This window comes from Citrobacter sp. Igbk 14, from assembly GCF_028069825.1.
GTDB lineage: Bacteria > Pseudomonadota > Gammaproteobacteria > Enterobacterales > Enterobacteriaceae > Citrobacter.
The window spans coordinates 24,093-40,972 of record NZ_JANEWM010000007.1 but is presented as its reverse complement, the minus strand read 5'-3'; the positions used below and the strand labels follow the sequence as shown (position 1 = coordinate 40,972).

General features: G+C 50.1%; 20 protein-coding genes. 11 read left to right on the top strand and 9 right to left on the bottom strand.

Going from position 1 to position 16,880, the window contains the following annotated elements; all coding sequences use genetic code 11:
• Window positions 1-119: 119 nt before the first annotated feature.
• From potF to NNN64_RS04485, 5 genes are all read right to left on the bottom strand, one after another.
• Complete coding sequence (gene potF / locus NNN64_RS04505) at window positions 120-1,232, bottom strand: spermidine/putrescine ABC transporter substrate-binding protein PotF (protein ID WP_271440631.1); 1,113 nt, start codon at window positions 1,230-1,232, stop codon at window positions 120-122.
• A 430-nt stretch (window positions 1,233-1,662) separates the two neighbouring features.
• The gene (locus tag NNN64_RS04500; protein ID WP_202039038.1) at window positions 1,663-2,139 is read right to left on the bottom strand and encodes a YbjN domain-containing protein; all 477 of its coding nucleotides are present in this window, start codon (window positions 2,137-2,139) and stop codon (window positions 1,663-1,665) included.
• 90 nt (window positions 2,140-2,229) lie between these two features.
• Entirely contained in the window at window positions 2,230-3,132 is a 903-nt protein-coding gene (gene rimK / locus NNN64_RS04495) for a 30S ribosomal protein S6--L-glutamate ligase (RefSeq protein ID WP_271440630.1), read from the bottom strand.
• A gap of 59 nt (window positions 3,133-3,191) precedes the next feature.
• Window positions 3,192-3,914, bottom strand: a complete 723-nt coding sequence (gene nfsA / locus NNN64_RS04490; protein ID WP_271440629.1) for a nitroreductase NfsA — start codon at window positions 3,912-3,914, stop codon at window positions 3,192-3,194.
• Entirely contained in the window at window positions 3,898-4,188 is a 291-nt protein-coding gene (locus NNN64_RS04485) for a YbjC family protein (RefSeq protein WP_271440628.1), read from the bottom strand. Before NNN64_RS04485 ends, nfsA begins: the two co-directional genes overlap by 17 nt.
• Window positions 4,189-4,365: 177 nt before the next feature.
• On the opposite strand from NNN64_RS04485, the gene NNN64_RS04480 reads away from it, so the two are divergent.
• A complete protein-coding gene (locus tag NNN64_RS04480; protein ID WP_005123606.1) occupies window positions 4,366-4,629 on the top strand; it encodes a GrxA family glutaredoxin in 264 nt (87 codons plus the stop codon).
• Between the two features lie 34 nt (window positions 4,630-4,663).
• Here NNN64_RS04480 and NNN64_RS04475 read toward each other — a convergent pair whose 3' ends face one another.
• Window positions 4,664-5,044, bottom strand: coding sequence for an inner membrane protein YbjM (locus tag NNN64_RS04475; RefSeq protein WP_271440627.1), 381 nt, complete (start codon window positions 5,042-5,044; stop codon window positions 4,664-4,666).
• A gap of 269 nt (window positions 5,045-5,313) precedes the next feature.
• Between NNN64_RS04475 and NNN64_RS04470 the strand changes: the two genes are divergently transcribed.
• From NNN64_RS04470 to NNN64_RS04460, 4 genes are all read left to right on the top strand, one after another.
• Window positions 5,314-6,999, top strand: coding sequence for an aspartate:alanine antiporter (locus tag NNN64_RS04470; protein WP_040233921.1), 1,686 nt, complete (start codon window positions 5,314-5,316; stop codon window positions 6,997-6,999).
• A gap of 199 nt (window positions 7,000-7,198) precedes the next feature.
• Window positions 7,199-7,351 (top strand): DUF6966 domain-containing protein, encoded by a 153-nt coding sequence (locus tag NNN64_RS23305; protein ID WP_442870698.1) that lies wholly within the window; start codon window positions 7,199-7,201, stop codon window positions 7,349-7,351.
• A 165-nt stretch (window positions 7,352-7,516) separates the two neighbouring features.
• Entirely contained in the window at window positions 7,517-7,828 is a 312-nt protein-coding gene (bamE, locus tag NNN64_RS04465; protein ID WP_052951303.1) for an outer membrane protein assembly factor BamE domain-containing protein, read from the top strand.
• Between the two features lie 267 nt (window positions 7,829-8,095).
• The gene (locus tag NNN64_RS04460; RefSeq protein WP_271440626.1) at window positions 8,096-8,893 is read left to right on the top strand and encodes an SDR family NAD(P)-dependent oxidoreductase; all 798 of its coding nucleotides are present in this window, start codon (window positions 8,096-8,098) and stop codon (window positions 8,891-8,893) included.
• Window position 8,894: 1 nt separating this feature from the next.
• Here NNN64_RS04460 and NNN64_RS04455 read toward each other — a convergent pair whose 3' ends face one another.
• A complete protein-coding gene (locus NNN64_RS04455) occupies window positions 8,895-9,809 on the bottom strand; it encodes a DMT family transporter (protein ID WP_271440625.1) in 915 nt (304 codons plus the stop codon).
• Between the two features lie 102 nt (window positions 9,810-9,911).
• On the opposite strand from NNN64_RS04455, the gene NNN64_RS04450 reads away from it, so the two are divergent.
• Entirely contained in the window at window positions 9,912-10,826 is a 915-nt protein-coding gene (locus NNN64_RS04450) for a LysR family transcriptional regulator (protein WP_271440624.1), read from the top strand.
• Window positions 10,827-10,831: 5 nt separating this feature from the next.
• On the opposite strand, the gene NNN64_RS04445 is transcribed toward NNN64_RS04450, so the two are convergent.
• Window positions 10,832-11,380: a TetR/AcrR family transcriptional regulator gene (locus NNN64_RS04445; protein WP_271440623.1), complete on the bottom strand. Its 549-nt coding sequence runs from the start codon at window positions 11,378-11,380 to the stop codon at window positions 10,832-10,834.
• 85 nt (window positions 11,381-11,465) lie between these two features.
• Here NNN64_RS04445 and NNN64_RS04440 point away from each other — a divergent pair, with 85 nt between their 5' ends.
• The 3 genes from NNN64_RS04440 to NNN64_RS04430 all read left to right on the top strand — a co-directional run bounded on the left by NNN64_RS04440 (window position 11,466) and on the right by NNN64_RS04430 (window position 13,878).
• Window positions 11,466-12,674, top strand: coding sequence for an MFS transporter (locus NNN64_RS04440; RefSeq protein ID WP_271440622.1), 1,209 nt, complete (start codon window positions 11,466-11,468; stop codon window positions 12,672-12,674).
• Window positions 12,674-13,489, top strand: coding sequence for a Cof-type HAD-IIB family hydrolase (locus NNN64_RS04435; protein WP_271440621.1), 816 nt, complete (start codon window positions 12,674-12,676; stop codon window positions 13,487-13,489). The genes NNN64_RS04440 and NNN64_RS04435 overlap by 1 nt, the downstream gene beginning before the upstream one ends.
• A 107-nt stretch (window positions 13,490-13,596) precedes the next feature.
• The gene (locus tag NNN64_RS04430) at window positions 13,597-13,878 is read left to right on the top strand and encodes a hypothetical protein (RefSeq protein WP_271440620.1); all 282 of its coding nucleotides are present in this window, start codon (window positions 13,597-13,599) and stop codon (window positions 13,876-13,878) included.
• Between the two features lie 26 nt (window positions 13,879-13,904).
• On the opposite strand, the gene NNN64_RS04425 is transcribed toward NNN64_RS04430, so the two are convergent.
• On the bottom strand, window positions 13,905-15,137 hold the full coding sequence (locus tag NNN64_RS04425) for an MFS transporter (protein WP_048212167.1): 1,233 nt from the start codon (window positions 15,135-15,137) through the stop codon (window positions 13,905-13,907).
• Between the two features lie 297 nt (window positions 15,138-15,434).
• On the opposite strand from NNN64_RS04425, the gene ybjG reads away from it, so the two are divergent.
• Together ybjG and deoR are read left to right on the top strand one after the other, a co-directional pair.
• Window positions 15,435-16,043, top strand: a complete 609-nt coding sequence (gene ybjG, locus NNN64_RS04420) for an undecaprenyl-diphosphate phosphatase (RefSeq protein WP_271440619.1) — start codon at window positions 15,435-15,437, stop codon at window positions 16,041-16,043.
• Window positions 16,044-16,107: 64 nt separating this feature from the next.
• Entirely contained in the window at window positions 16,108-16,866 is a 759-nt protein-coding gene (gene deoR / locus NNN64_RS04415; protein WP_048212169.1) for a DNA-binding transcriptional repressor DeoR, read from the top strand.
• Window positions 16,867-16,880: the final 14 nt, after the last annotated feature.

Genomic DNA, 16,880 nt, shown 5'->3' with positions numbered 1-16,880 from the left:
AACAAAGAAACGGTGCAAATAACGCACCTTATTGGTGCGTATTGCCGGGTTTTGTGTGTTCAGGATCGCGACATCCCCGGCAGGCACAAGCACCGCCGGGTCGTGTCCCGAACATCGGGTTATTTCCCGCTTTTCACCTTCGTCCAGGCACGGGTACGTACACGATCGATCTTCGGATCCTGAACTTTCAGTGTGAACAGTTTCGCGCGCACGTCCGCCGGCGGATAGATACCTGGGTTATCACGAACTTCCGGGCTGACCAGAGCCGTCGCTTCTTTATTAGCATTGGCGTAGAACACGTGGTCGGAAATATGCGCAATCACATCAGGGCGCAGCAGGTAATTGAGGAACTGGTAGGCTTCGTCTTTGTTTTTCGCATCTGCAGGCATCGCGAACACATCAAAGAACGCCATCGCCCCCTCTTTGGGAATCGAGAAGGAGATATTGACGCCATTTTTCGCTTCTTTCGCGCGGTTTGCAGCCTGCCATACATCCCCTGCCCAGCCAATCGCTACACAGGTATCACCATTTGCCAGATCGTTAATGTATTGCGAGGAGTGGAAATAACGAATATTCGGACGCAGTTTCAACAGCAAATCGGTTGCCGGCCCAGTGTAATCATCCGCTTTAGTGCTGTTTGGATCTTTACCCAAATAGTTCAGCACAGTAGCAAACACTTCTTCAGGCGCATCGAGGAAAGAGACACCGCAGCTTTTGAGTTTTTCCAGATTCTCCGGTTTCAGGATCAAATCCCAGCTGTTAACTGGGGCATCCGCACCCAGCACCGCTTTAACTTTATCCACGTTGTAGCCAATACCGGTGGTTGCCCACATATACGGCATAGCAAACTTATTGTCTGGGTCGTGTTTACCCACCAGTTTCAGCAGTTCAGGATCGAGGTTTTTCCAGCCAGGCAGTTTGCTCTTATCCAGGGGCTGGAATACACCCGCAGTCAGTTGCCGTTCGAGGAAACTGGCTGACGGGACAACGAGGTCAAAACCGGTGCTGCCAGCCATGAGCTTACCTTCCAGCACCTCATTGGAGTCAAATACATCATAAATGACTTTAATGCCGGTCTCTTTCTCAAAATTAGCCACCGTGTCCGGAGCAATATAGTCAGACCAGTTATAAATATGCAGTGTTTTTTGTTCAGCAGCGAGCGTGCCGGCAGAGATGGCCATCAGAGCACCTGCAACCAGGCCTGATAACCATTTTTTATTTAAGGCGATCATAATCTCTTTCCTTCTGAAAGTTCGTTAACAAACGAACAAAAAAGTCACACTCTAATGATATGCAAGAAACGTGCATATTATTTCATGCGGCATCAATGAAAGAGTGGTCTCTCTCCCCGCCGCTATTGCTCGCTGATATCCGCTGGCTCATTCAACATGCATACAGCTACAGATAGCTCATAATGGGCAAATTGAACGGTGACGTTTACAAGCTTTGCAAGAATAACTTTAGCCAGGAATTGTGGATATAGCCCAGATAAAAAAACGTCTTTTATCAATTTTTTATGCAGGTTTTGTCTATGACGTAAAGCGGAAGGGGCGGAATCGAAGTGAATAATTCTTTAAGAAAAGGTTAAATGCAGAATAAAAACGTGAAATACGCAACCGCTCTGGCAGCGGCTGCGCTATAGGTCCCCATATTCAGGAACTATTAGTGGAGGAAATGAACCTCTGCGTTGCTGTTTTGCCCGTCTTCTTCGGCGTTAAACAATAACTGATGTGCCCCGGCTTCAAGGATCACCATCGATATCTGTTCCTCGCTCTGACGCACAAAACATTCAAACTGTTCAAACGTCACACCCGGCATAACGGATAAAGACTGGCAAACCACCAGCTTTGGCAGATTATCATCCTGCATATCCAGAAAGGCTTTTACCGTCAGCGAGCTCGCATTGATAGCGGACAGATCGGCGGCCAACGGTAGCAGCGCTGAAGGTCTGACCTCCGCCATCGCGGAAAACAGAATGACGTTATCCACCAGATCAATTTTTGCATCAAAAATGCCGTCGAAGTTCTGCATGTGCGGTAGATGCAGCGCCTGACAGGTATCACATTCAAAAAAACTCATGCCCAGGTCGTCGAGCCATTGACGCAACGTATCCAGAGTGGGAACGACCAGTGATGTCATAATAATGTGTGACCTCTATTGATGAAAAAATTACCGGCACAGCTTACGCAAAAAGACCGTGTCATACCACGATCGCTATCGATAATGCGTTTAGCCGCCGATTTTAAGACAAAATTCAGGAGTAGCATGACGTTCGATCCACTGGATCATTCGCGCAGCAATATCTATCCCAGTGGTTTTCTCCACGCCTTCCAGCCCAGGAGAGGCGTTGACCTCCATAATCAGCGGTCCGCGTTCTGCACGCAGGATGTCGACGCCAGCAACGTCAAGCCCCATCGTGCGGGCCGCTTTAAGCGCAATGTCCCTTTCCTGCGGCGTGATATTGGCAATAGTGGCAACTCCGCCGCGATGCAAGTTAGAACGGAAATCGCCCTCTTTAGCCCGCCGCTCAATAGCCGCAACCACCTCATCGCCCACCACGAAACAGCGAATATCTCGCCCCTTCGCCTCTTCGATATATTCCTGGACCAGAATATGGGCATTCAGACCACGAAATGCATCCACTACGCTCTCTGCGGCCTGGCGCGTTTCGGCCAATACCACACCGATCCCTTGAGTCCCCTCCACCAGCTTCACCACCAGTGGTGCACCGCCGACCATATCAATCATATCGCTGGTATCATCCGGCGAATGGGCTATTCCGGTAATCGGCAGGTCAATTCCCTGTCGCGCTAACAGTTGCAACGAGCGCAGCTTATCGCGTGCGCGGGTAATCGCTACTGATTCATTCAGCGGGTAGCTACCCAGCATCTCAAACTGGCGTAGTGCTGCCGTACCGTAGAAGGTAATAGCTGAGCCAATTCGTGGAATGACCGCGTCAAAATGGGGAAGCTGACGGCCTTTATAATGGATAGAAGACGCCGCCGGGCTAATGTTCATATAACAAGAAAGAGGATCGATAACTTCAACCAGGTGACCGCGTTGCATCGCCGCTTCACGCAGGCGTTTGCAAGAATAGAGCGTTCCATCCCGGGACAAAATGGCAATTTTCACCCTGCACCTCTCTAAAAGACCTGGTAAAAGCTGGCGTATCATACACTGGGTTAAACGCTTTAGCGCGTCGCCCATCCCTGTTTATGTAAATATTCCAGGATAAAGGGACGGCTTTCTTTAATGATGGTGCGGCGAATATGATCGCTCCAGGTATCGCGACGCGTGTTGCTACCACGGGTCAGATAGTACTGCGCAAGCTGTTCATCATATTGCGACAATGCATCCTGATCGAGCGGCTGATACTGGTTTTCATGCACCACCAGTGTTGCTGGCAGCCGGGGCTTGATGTCCGGGTTATCCGCAGGCCAGCCAAGACACAGGCCAAACAGCGGCAAAACATGTTTCGGCAGCTTCAGCAATTCCGTTACCGGCTCAATATTGTTACGCAGGCCGCCAATGAACACACCACCGAGACCCAGTGATTCAGCCGCTGTCAGCGCATTTTGCGCCATCATCGCCGTATCAACCACGCCAAGCAAGAGTTGCTCAGCCAGCCCCAGTTGCGCCTCGGGGCAAATCTGCAAATGGCGATTAAAATCAGCACAAAAAACCCAGAACTCGGCGGCTTGTGCGACGTGCTTTTGTCCCCCCGATAATGTCACCAGGGACTCACGCAGATTTTGATCGGTAATACGAATTATCGTCGTGCACTGCAAAAAACTTGAGCTTGATGTTCCTTGAGCGGCAGCAATAATCGCCTCCCGCTGTGCATCGGAAATACCTTCATCGGTGAAATGGCGAATGGAACGGTGGCTGCGAATTAAATCAATGGTTGGAGTCATCTTTTTTTTCTCTGGCTGAATGGGAAGAAGCGTCGGGAGCACGCGACATCAGCTGCGGTGCCAACAGCTGCGCAATGCGCAACATCAATACCACTGCGGCGGGAAGCATCAACAGTACACCCAGAAATATCATTACCACACAGGCCAATGGCCCGTTTAGCGGTGCGGGTAAAGTGAGATAATCGTTAAGCGACAGCAGCGCCAGCGATAACAAAATCATCCCGATGATTTCCAGAATCAATACGCTTTTGGGTAACACGCCCACTGTGCGCATAGGTGCCTCCCGATAAATGGCGCTTAGTGTAAAACGTTCCGACTGCCCATGTTTAACAAAAATGCGGCATAGACTAAGGATATCAAAGCAACAGGCTGAACCTGCTTTCCATCCGTCACAAATCGCGGCATCATAACAACATTCGCCATCCGGCCTGATAAGTTCGAGGAAATAGAGATGTTTGCCGTTATTTTTGGTCGCCCAGGGTGCCCGTATTGCGTGCGCGCAAAAGAATTAGCAGAAAAATTGAGCAATGAGCATGACGATTTTAACTTCCGCTACATTGATATCCATGCCGAAGGAATTACTAAAGCAGATCTGGAAAAAACGGTAGGTAAGCCAGTTGAGACCGTTCCGCAGATTTTCGTTGATCAACAACACATCGGCGGCTGCACGGATTTTGAAGCGTGGGCAAAAGAGAATATGAATCTGTTCGCCTGATAGCTGTTTCTACGCCCTCCGCTGGAGGGCGTCATCAGTTTTTTTTCCGCCGCTGACGCTGGTTGAATAAACTACTGATAAATAAAAAACACAATGCGCCAAGCGCACACCAAAACACTGCGCTAAACAACCATGCCAGCTCTTGCCACAGCGAACGCGTCGGCATAAAAACGAACCGCATCAGCAACAAGCAACACGGCGCTGCCAGTATTGCACCAAGAAGGGGTTTGAGCACTTCTCGACGGTGGGAGAAAAAGCTTGCCACAGCGCCAGGCAGTATAAAAAATAACAACCCGACCTCAGGATGCCCAGCCGCTCTAAATGCACCTTTCATATTCATCGTTAATGAAAGACACACTACAATAAAGAGCACAAAGCAGCAGATCGCACCCGCCCAACTTTGCTTATGTTTCAATCGTTCCTCCTGACACCCTCTCTATCGAACACTCTTTTCGCCCGCAGGCGTCCAGTCAGATAAAGTTACTCGGCATTCCATGCCAAAAACACACCCACACGATTCTTATAGCCGTTGATACGTAATGAGATTAAACTAGCCGCATATATTGTCGTGCTGCATTATTTGGGGCTGTGTACGATGCTGTCGCCCCTTAATTTCTGGCAAAAACATTAGCGTAAATTGCCATTTCTTTCAATAGCTTACTAGTAAACAAGAAGTTAGCCTCCGTGAATATAAACGTCGCAGATTTGTTAAATGGGAATTACATCCTGTTATTATTTGTGGTCCTGGCTCTGGGCCTGTGTCTGGGTAAATTACGCCTGGGTTCAGTCCAACTCGGTAATTCCATTGGCGTTTTAGTGGTCTCCCTATTATTAGGTCAGCAGCACTTTAGTATTAACACTGACGCATTAAATCTTGGCTTTATGCTGTTTATTTTTTGTGTCGGGGTTGAAGCCGGTCCCAACTTTTTTTCGATTTTTTTTCGCGATGGCAAAAATTACTTGATGCTTGCGCTGGTGATGGTCGGTAGTGCACTGCTGATCGCCCTGGGACTGGGTAAGCTATTTGGCTGGGATATCGGCCTGACGGCAGGCATGTTGGCTGGTTCAATGACCTCTACACCCGTTCTGGTCGGCGCGGGCGATACCTTGCGCCATTCAGGAATGGAAGGTACACAGCTATCCACCGCCCTTGATAACCTGAGCCTGGGTTACGCCCTCACCTATTTGATTGGGTTGGTCAGTCTGATTGTGGGTGCGCGCTATCTGCCAAAACTGCAGCATCAGGATCTGCAAACCAGCGCCCAACAAATCGCGCGCGAGCGCGGGCTGGACACTGACGCCAACCGTAAGGTTTATCTGCCGGTGATCCGCGCCTACCGTGTCGGCCCAGAGCTGGTTGCATGGGCTGACGGGAAAAATCTGCGCGAGCTGGGCATCTACCGCCAGACTGGTTGTTATATTGAGCGTATCCGCCGCAACGGTATTCTGGCCAACCCGGACGGTGACGCAGTGCTGCAAATGGGCGATGAAATTGCCTTAGTGGGCTATCCGGATGCGCATGCTCGCCTCGACCCCAGCTTCCGTAATGGAAAAGAGGTGTTCGATCGCGATCTGCTCGATATGCGTATCGTTACCGAAGAGATTGTGGTGAAAAACCACAATGCCGTAGGTCGTCGTCTGGCCCAGTTGAAGCTGACTGATCATGGCTGCTTCCTGAACCGCGTGATCCGCAGCCAGATCGAGATGCCCATTGACGACAACGTCGTACTAAATAAAGGCGATGTATTACAAGTCAGTGGCGATGCGCGCCGCGTAAAAACGATTGCCGATCGTATCGGCTTTATTTCAATTCACAGCCAGGTGACCGATCTGCTGGCTTTCTGCGCGTTCTTTATTATTGGCCTGATGATCGGGATGATCACCTTCCAGTTCAGTAACTTCAGCTTCGGTATCGGCAACGCGGCTGGTTTGCTCTTCGCCGGAATTATGCTGGGCTTCCTGCGTGCTAACCATCCAACGTTTGGCTACATCCCTCAAGGTGCGCTGAACATGGTCAAAGAGTTTGGCCTGATGGTCTTTATGGCTGGTGTCGGTTTAAGCGCAGGTAGCGGCATTGGTAATGGCCTCGGCGCAGTGGGTGGCCAGATGCTAATTTCGGGTCTGATTGTCAGCCTGGTTCCAGTGATCATCTGTTTCTTGTTTGGGGCTTACGTATTGCGCATGAACCGGGCCCTGCTGTTCGGGGCAATGATGGGGGCACGTACCTGTGCACCAGCAATGGAAATCATCAGCGATACCGCGCGTAGCAACATTCCCGCTTTAGGCTATGCGGGCACATACGCGATTGCTAACGTTCTGTTGACGCTGGCAGGGACACTCATTGTCATCATCTGGCCTGGCATTGGTTAGAACTGTTTTTTTGCTTTTAATGAAAATTTTTTGCAGGTAAGCAGAACTTTTCTTAAAGGCGTCAGTCATAACTATTGCCACTGCTTTTCTTTGATGTCCCCAATTTGTGGAGCCCATCAACCCCGCCGTTTTGGTTCAAGGTTGATGGGTTTTTTGTTGCCTGAAATTCATACCCCTTCCAATCAATCGCTTACTTCATGTGTGGCGACAGCACTCCCTGAAGGGACTTTACGCCGGTATGGGATCTTTTAACGACGTGATTCTGCATACAAATGGAATGCCATTAATACGTGAAAACAACAACCTGGATTACCTGAACCACCGAAACACACCTTGCAGGTGTCAGAACTAAGGGCAAAAAGAACCGCAGCATTTTGATCAGCAAAGAGCCAGAGGGTTCCTCTTGTGCAGACAATCAAAAATGAGCCAGGGAATAATTGAATCATCTAGTGCGTGATCAATATCACATAATTTTGGTTGGTAAATAATTACTGCTCACAATCCATAGAGACTGAAAATGAACTTCAAAAAATTAATGATGATCGGCTTTACCGTAGCAGTTTTAGCAAGCTGTACTACTGGTGAAAAAATTCACAATGTTCAGGTTGGCATGACAAAACAACAAGTAATTGATTTGCTTGGAACCCCTGATGGTGATGCAGTTAAAGGTAACAGCGAACAAATCCAGTACAGCAACCGGTTAACATCTGGTTGGGGATGGGATAAGGGTGATTACTACGTTACCTTTGAAAACGGGAAAGTCGTCTCTTATGGAAGCGGCGAAATCCGTGGTGCAGGCGCTCCCGTCAAAGGTGTTGTGGTATTTTAATACGCGCACTCTTATGACATTTGTTAGTTAAACTTTAGTGGCGGCAGCGGTTGGCAATGCCCTGTAGTCGCCACCTCTTACCACCAAACTAACTAATTGATTATCTTACAAGTCATTGTTTTTACTAACCCGTTTACATAAATGTTTTTTTGTTGCCTGAAATTTACCTCTCGTCACCTCTTTATCACCCATTCCCCCTCTAATTTGCAGCATGCCGGTTATGGCACATACTTTTAAACTGTGCTGTTTCCATAATAGGGGTTAGCAATGTTACTTACTGACAAAGTCGCAGTGATCTTCGGCGGCAGCGGGGCTATTGGTAGTGCGGTTGCGCAGGCCATGGCACGCGAAGGTGCCCATGTGTACCTGGGCGCGCGCAGTCAGGAAAAGCTTGATTTGGCGGCCAGTCGCCTGCGAATGGCGGGGGGTACTGTCGATACGTTTATCACCGATGTGCTCGACGAGCACGACACCTCAACACAAGTTACCCGCCTGGTACAGCAAATCGGTGGAATTGATGTGGTGGTTAACGCGACCGGCTTTATGCATGAACAAGGCAAGCGCATCGACGCATTATCCCTCTCTGAGTTTATGAGCGGTATCACCCCTTTCCTTTCGGCGCAGTTCAATATCGCAAAAGCCGTAACGCCGCACATGGGCGGCAATCGAGCGGGCGTCATTCTCACCGTTGTCGCGCCCGCGGCCCCGATGGCGATGCCTGGGCATCTCGGCCATATTGTCGGCTGTGCGGGAACAGAGGCTTTTATTAAAGCACTCGCCAGCGAACTGGGACCGGCAAATGTTCGCGTCGTCGGCGTGCGCTCGCATGCGATTGTGGACGCGGTAGCGGCCGGTTCCTATACCGGGGAGATTTTCACCGCTAAAGCGCAATCAATGGGTTTAACCGTCGAACAATGGTTAGGCGGTGCAGCACAAAGCACCATGATCGGACGCCTGCCTACGCTTGCACAAATCGCTGAGGTTGCAGCCTTTCTGGCTTCAGACCATGCCGGAGCAATGACCGCTACGGTGGTAAATATTACCGGGGGCGCAACCGTAAGCTAATTTACGCCATGCGCTGCAGCGAGCCTTTTTTTGCGCTCGGGCGGGAACACAATGCTATACCGCACATAATAACCAACGCGCTGACCAGATGGTATGAATGCAGAGTGACGTGCAAAAATATCACGCTAAATAATCCGCCACTCAGTGGAATCAAGTGTGAATAGATCTCTCCGCGCGTTGCACCAATGGTGCTAATCCCTTTGTTCCATAACAGATATGACAGCCAGGAAGGAAAGATAACAAGATATGCCAGCCCAGTAATAACGCCTGTATTTGCATAGCTATTCCAGCCCGGCATACCATTGTGTATCAACTCCAGAGCCAATACTGGAATAAGCACCATCGCGCCTAGCAGGGCGCTCACGGCGACAAAGGCGTTTCCCTTTACCTCAACCGGTTTAATGCGTAAAAAAGCGCAATAGACCGCCCAGCTCAGCGCTGACCCCATCGTCCAGAAATCGCCCTGGTTCAGGTGTTCAAACACCCGCGTATGCATCACATCACCCTGTGATATCAACCAGATAACGCCAACGGTACTGAGGATCACGCCAGCAATATTACGCGCAAAGATCCGCTCTCTAAAAAAGAACTTATTGATTAACAGGACGAGAGCCGGTGTGGTGGACATATAAATCGCCGCATTGAGCGACGTTGTATATTGCAGACCGATATACAACGTTAAGGGGAAAAGAACCTGACCACATAACGCGAGGAACACGATAGTACCAAAGGATTTTCTCATCGCGGGCCACTGCACAGCGATCTGTCGGAAATAAAGCGCCATCAATAGCAATGCGGTAAATATCCAGCGTGCTGCAGATAAAACGATGGGATTAACATCGGCAACCAATATATGGCCGACCACATAGTTCCCACCCCAAAAACAGGCAGCCAGACTGAGTAATGTATAGGGCATATATGCGCCTTACTGTCAGGTGTACGGTATGACCACAAGGCTACGGCGGTGTCAGAATGAATGCTAATATAACGTTTTCATCCATGTGCATAGATTAAAACTATGAAATTCACGCTAAGGCAACTTGAGTTTTACATCGCACTTGCAGAAACATTACAAATTTCCAAAGCTGCTGCGCGCTGCCATATTTCTCAGTCATCAATGACCATTGCCATGCGGAATCTGGAAGAAGCATTAGACGTGCAGCTATTTGTACGTTACCCCAAAGGCGTGAAGCTCACCGCCGAGGGCGAGCGCTTTCTGGCACATGCCTGCAACATCATCAACAGCAGCCACTCGGCTGTTGACGCTTTGCATGACCGAAGCGAAATTCTCACCGGTACAGTGCGTATAGGCATTGCCGAAACGCTCTCTGCCTATCTTATCCCGGATATACTCAACGATATTGAACGACGTTTCCCACTGCTGGAGATCGTATTTCATGAGGCCACAGCACCAGAACTGGTACAGGCGCTACGGGCACAGAAAGTCGATTTTTGCCTGCTCCTGACCTCAAATATCAGCCACGACACCGATCTGGAAATCGAAACGTTCATTCGTTCACAACGCCGCCTGTGGACGTCTGTTGGACATCCGCTCCAGAGCCAGCCCTCGATCCACCTTACTGATGTCGTAAAGCAGCCGTTTTTACTGCTGGAAACCGATAAATACCCTGACGTGATCATCGATTACTGGCGGCAGCGTGGCTATACGCCCAATATCTGTTTTCGCAGCAACTCTTTTGAGGCAATAAGAAGCCTGGTCGCTAAAGGCAGAGGAATAACCATTTTATCTGATCTGGTTTATCGCCCGTGGTCGCTGGATGGCCTGCGCGTCATGCACAGAACAATTGATGATTTTATTACCTGGATGGACGTCGGGACGGTAAAAACAGCGGCTCAACCGCTGACAACAGAGGCGATGAAAGTCATCGACTTTTTACGTCAGGCGATTTCCCGCCTCGACAAGCCATTCTAATGATTTTACTTCTGCGGCACGCCAGCAATGCGTTCCACCATCATCAGAATATCTTCCCGCGATAGCGGTTTTTTGTCCGTGACAAAATGCAGCGTCATACCTTCAAGAAACGCATCCAGCGCGCGTGCAGTTACCGGCTCGAACCACTGTTCCAGCGTCTGCTGACTGCGTAACATCCAGTTTTGCATAACCGTCTTTAACGCCGGTTTACGACTGGCAAACGCATACAATTGGTACATGAGTTCCATATTGCCAGGCGTCGTGACCTGGGAGCTATAGATCATGTCGGTAATGGCATGGCAGGCCTGTGACGCATTTTCAACACCGGCAAAAAATGCCTGATATTGCACAGACATGGTGTCAGTAAAACGCGCGAAGGCCTCCATTAAAAGCTCATCTATTCCCGAAAAGTAATAGGTCATTGAGCCCAGCGGTACCTCGGCAATCATGGCGATTTTCCGGTGTGTAACCCCATGAATACCATGGATTATAACCGCATCCAGCGTGGCCTGGACTATTTTATCCCGTCGTTGTGGGTCGTTCGCGCGTCGCACTGCATTACCTCTTTTTGCATTTGTGTACAAATGTACACAACCTTGCTAATGTTGTCTTCTTCCCTCTTTTCTTTGGCTCGAATTCATGACTGGCATCTCATCACGCAAAGCCTTAAGACGCCGTATGTGGGCGCTTTTCACGTTCTTCTTTTTACCAGGTTTGTTAATGGCTTCCTGGGCGACGCGTACCCCTGCCATCCGAGATATCCTCTCTATTTCCACCGCCGAAATGGGCGCGGTGTTGTTTGGACTCTCAATTGGCTCGATGAGCGGCATTCTTTGTTCGGCCTGGCTGGTGAAACGATTTGGCACACGAAACGTCATCCGCACCACCATGTCATGCGCGGTTCTGGGCATGGCAATTCTCAGCCTCGCATTATGGTTGCATTCCGCATGGCTGTTTGCGTTTGGTCTGGGCGTGTTTGGCGCCAGTTTTGGCGCGGCTGAAGTTGCAATCAACGTCGAAGGCGCAGCGGTTGAGCGTGAAATGAACAAAACTGTGCTGCCGATGATGCATGGTTTTTACAGCCTGGGAACGCTGGCTGGCGCCGGTGTTGGCATGGTACTTACCGCCGTCAGCGTCCCGGCGACGGCACATATTCTGCTGGCGGCGATGGTGGCTGTTACCCCTATTTTTATCGCGATTAAGGCTATCCCCGACGGCACAGGTAAGAATGCGACTGACGGTTCGCACGCCATTGAAAAAGGATTGCCATTCTATCGCGATATTCAATTGCTGCTGATTGGCGTCGTGGTGCTGGCGATGGCGTTTGCCGAAGGTTCCGCCAACGACTGGCTGCCATTACTGATGGTTGATGGGCATGGATTTAGCCCGACATCCGGATCTCTGATTTATGCCGGCTTTACGCTCGGTATGACCGTCGGGCGCTTCACCGGTGGCTGGTTCATCGACCGCTACAGCCGTGTGGCAGTAGTCCGCGCCAGTGCACTGATGGGCGCGCTCGGCATCAGCCTGATCATTTTTGTCGACAGCTCATGGGTGGCAGGCGTCTCGGTGATCCTTTGGGGACTAGGGGCTTCTCTCGGCTTCCCGCTGACCATTTCGGCCGCCAGCGATACCGGCCCTGATGCGCCAACCCGCGTGAGCGTTGTTGCGACTACTGGCTATCTGGCATTCCTGGTCGGTCCGCCGCTGCTGGGTTATTTGGGTGAACACTATGGCCTGCGCAGCGCCATGCTGGTTGTGCTGGCGCTGGTGCTTGTCGCGGCCATCGTTGCGAAGGCTGTGGCTAAACCGGATGTCAAAAATACAACTGTGATGGAGAACGGCTAATGGGTATCAAGTTAATTGCAGTAGACATGGATGGCACGTTTTTAAGTGACCAAAAGACCTATAACCGCGAGCGGTTTATGGCGCAGTACCGTCAAATGAAAGCGCAGGGGATCCGCTTTGTGGTTGCCAGCGGCAATCAGTATTACCAGCTGATCTCTTTTTTCCCCGAACTGGCCAATGAAATCTCATTTGTGGCAGAAAACGGGGGCTGGGTGGTCAGCGAAGGGGAAGATATTTTTAACGGTGAACTGGCTAAAGACGATTTCCAGACCATCGTGGAGCATCTGCTAACCCGCGCAGACATCGAGATTATCGCCTGCGGTAAAAACAGCGCCTACACTCTGAAACAGTACAGCGATGAGCATAAATCCATCTCTGCCATGTATTATCACCGTCTTGAATTTGTCGATAACTTCGACAACATCAACGATGTATTCTTCAAGTTTGGGCTGAATATCTCTGACGATCGCATTCCCCAGGTGCAGGCAGATCTTCATGAGGCGATTGGCGACATTATGGTACCGGTGCATACCGGTTACGGCAGTATCGATTTAATTATTCCGGGCGTTCATAAAGCCAACGGTTTACGTCTGCTGCAACAACGCTGGAATATCAGCGACGATGAGGTCGTGGTATTTGGTGATGGTGGAAATGATATTGAGATGCTACGCCAGGCTGGATTTAGCTTCGCAATGGCCAACGCTCACGAACCTGTTGTTCAGGCAGCAAAATATCGTGCGGGTTCGAATAACGAAGAAGGCGTGCTGAATGTCATAGATCGTGTACTAAAAAATGAAGCGCCCTTTACTCGTTAACGCATCAGCACAGACGGCAACAAAATGATGGCATGATCTATTCATAATCCGCCTCAAATTAACCCGCTGGATTATTAACTCCAGTGAATATTTCAGGCGAGCGAATTATGAAGAAAAGTGTACTGATGGCAACAGTGTTGCTGGGATTTGCAGGAACAGCATTTGCGCAGAATGTTACTGTTGATGTGCCAAGCGGGTACAAAGTCGTGGTCGTTCCTTCTTCCGTCAACGTTCCGCAGGCGGTCAGTGTCACTACTGCCCCGCAAACGGTTTATGTTGCTCCGGCAGCCACTCCAGCCCCTGTTTACCGCGCACATCCATATGCGCGTCATGTTGCCAGCGTAGGTGAAGGGATGGTCATTGAGCATCAGATTGACGACCATCACTAATGATTGCAAAGCCCGGAAACCGGGCTTTAACCTTCCCGGGAATTCCCTACCCGTTTATCTTTCAGGAAGATAACCATCAGAATCAACCACAGCACACCGCTCGCCAGATTAAACAGACTGAACAAGCCGTTTCCACCCAGCAGATAAGCATGTTTGCTCAGCTCAATACCGACGGTAAAGATCAGCATTTGCAGCATACCCATTGCTGCTGAAACGGTCCCTTTGCTCATTTCACTGGCAAACAGCGTCAGGCGCACCAACCCGGCATTCGCCACGCCAATGCCAAACGCATAAAGACTTAAACCTGCCGTCATCCACAGATACGCATGAGAAGAAACAACCGTGGCCGCGGCGGCAATGATCAATCCCACGGAGATTGGCCAGCCCCCCATGATAATCAGCGAGCGCACCGTGCGGCGTGATGTCAGACGCGCCAGCACCAGGTTACCCGCAATCAGTGCGCCAAAAATCGGTACCTGAAGCAGGCCATATTCGTAGCTGCTGAGATGTTCGCCACTGATAATAATGATCGGGGACTGCGCAATCCACGCCAGCAATGGCAGACTGACAAAGCCCAATGCTAGTGCGCCTGCGACAAAACGCACATTCTTTAGCACCAGCTTATAATCTTTGCCCAACTCTTTGATGGAAAGCTTCTCGCCCAGACGGGTAGCCGTTTCCGGCATCGCGCGCTGCAGGCCAAAAAAGGCGATTGCAGCCAGTGCGGCAAACAGGACAAACATGCCTTCCCACGGAAGGACATGTACCCAGGCGGCTCCAACTAACGGCCCCAAAAGCGGTGCAATCAATGCTACGTTCGCCATTAGCGCAGTGATTTTAATGCACACCGCTTCTTCAAAGGACTCCTGAATGGCGGCGTAACCTACCGCGCCAATAAAGCACAGGCTAATTCCCTGTAAAAAACGCAGGAAAGTAAATTGCTCAATATTTTGTGCAAACAGCGTTGCGAGGCAGGTCACAATGAACCAAACCACCCCGGTTAACATCACCGGACGACGACCAACACGATCCGACAGCGGCCCTAACAACCACTGTAAAAACATGCCGCCTGCCAGATAAGCGGTCATGGACGTTGGAACCCAATCTAAACCGGCCTGATATTGCTCCACCACCGCCAACATTCCGGGTTGGATCATATCGTTACCGATATACGTAGAGAATTCGTAAAGCACCAGACAGAGAGGGAAAAGTAATGCCTGACGCCCCAAACGGGCGCCTGAAGATAAACGGTTCTGCATGCAATCTCTTAACAAATGAAAAAACGCGCAAAGTGTAATAAATGCGCCGTACTGGTGATAGTGAATTATGTGATTTGAAAGCAAAATGCGCACATTTTTACACTCAATTGCACGATAGCTTTTTGTTTTAAGGTTAATTTAAGTTGAGGCCGCTATCATGCTCAATAAGCCTCATTAATTGTCTTAAAAAGCGTCATTTAACAGACAAATAGGACAAGACCGCTTTTTATCGCCTGAAAGCAATTTTATGATCCCCCAATAGGGGCCTTTTTAACGATTACATTGAGTCTGGATGTTATGCTGGAAAATCTAAACAACTCGCTTTTTTACCTGATCAACGCCACGCCGGACTCTGCGCAATGGACGATCTCGCTCGCCATTTTTATTGCCAAAGATCTGATTAGCATCGTACCGCTACTGGCGATCATTCTCTGGCTTTGGGGACCGCAAAACCGCGTGACCATCCAGCGCCAGTTGGTCATAAAAATGGCGATTGCGCTGGCTGTCGGTCTGACCATTTCATGGTTCATGGGGCATTTATTCCCTCACGACCGGCCATTCGTCAATCATATCGGCTACAACTTCCTGCACCATGCTGCAGATGACTCTTTCCCGAGCGACCACGGTACGGTTATCTTTACCTTCGCGTTGGCCTTCCTGTTCTGGCACCGCCTGTGGTCCGGAGCACTGTTGATGGTCGTCGCCGTGGCGATTGCCTGGTCGCGTGTTTACCTCGGCGTACACTGGCCGCTGGATATGCTGGGGGGGTTACTGGCCGGTCTGATCGGTTGCCTGAGCGCCCAGATGATCTGGCAACGATTCGGCAAAACCCTGTACCACGGTTTGCAAACCTGCTATCGCACCTGCTTCGCCCTGCCTATTCGTAAAGGCTGGGTACGTGACTAACCCACGGTAAAGAGAGTAGTATTAAGCGCGAAACTGAGCACGTATTCTACTCTCCAGGGGATCTATGGAAACTCGACGCGACGAGCGTATTGGTCAATTACTGCAGGCGCTAAAACGCAGCGATAAATTACACCTTAAAGAAGCCGCGACACTGCTGGGTGTATCAGAAATGACCATTCGTCGCGATCTGAATAATAACACGGCCCCGGTCGTACTGCTTGGGGGCTATATTGTTCTGGAACCCCGTAGTGCCAGCCACTATTTAATCAGCGATCAAAAATCCCGCCTGGTTGATGAAAAACGCCGGGCAGCGCAGCAGGCTGCCAGCCTTGTCCAGGCGCATCAGACCGTTTTCTTCGACTGCGGAACAACAACGCCGTGGATCATTGAAGCGATCGATAATGAACTACCGTTCACCGCAATATGCTATTCACTGAATACGTTTCTGGTGTTGCAGGAGAAACCACAGTGCCGCGTCATTTTATGTGGCGGCGAATTCCACGCCAGTAATGCTATTTTCAAGCCACTCGATTTTCAGGAAACCTTGAATAACGTCTGCCCGGATATCGCTTTTTATTCTGCAGCCGGCGTGCATATCGATAAAGGCGCAACCTGTTTTAACCTTGAGGAATTGCCGGTTAAACACTGGGCGATGTCGATGGCGCAGTATCATGTTCTGGTGGTTGATCACAGCAAGTTCGGGAAGGTGCGTCCCGCGAGGATGGGCGAATTAAAACGCTTTGATACCATCATTAGCGATAACCGCCCGGATGATGCGTTTGTCGAGTATGCCAAAGCGCAACATATCAAATTGATGTACTGAATTTGTGCCGGATG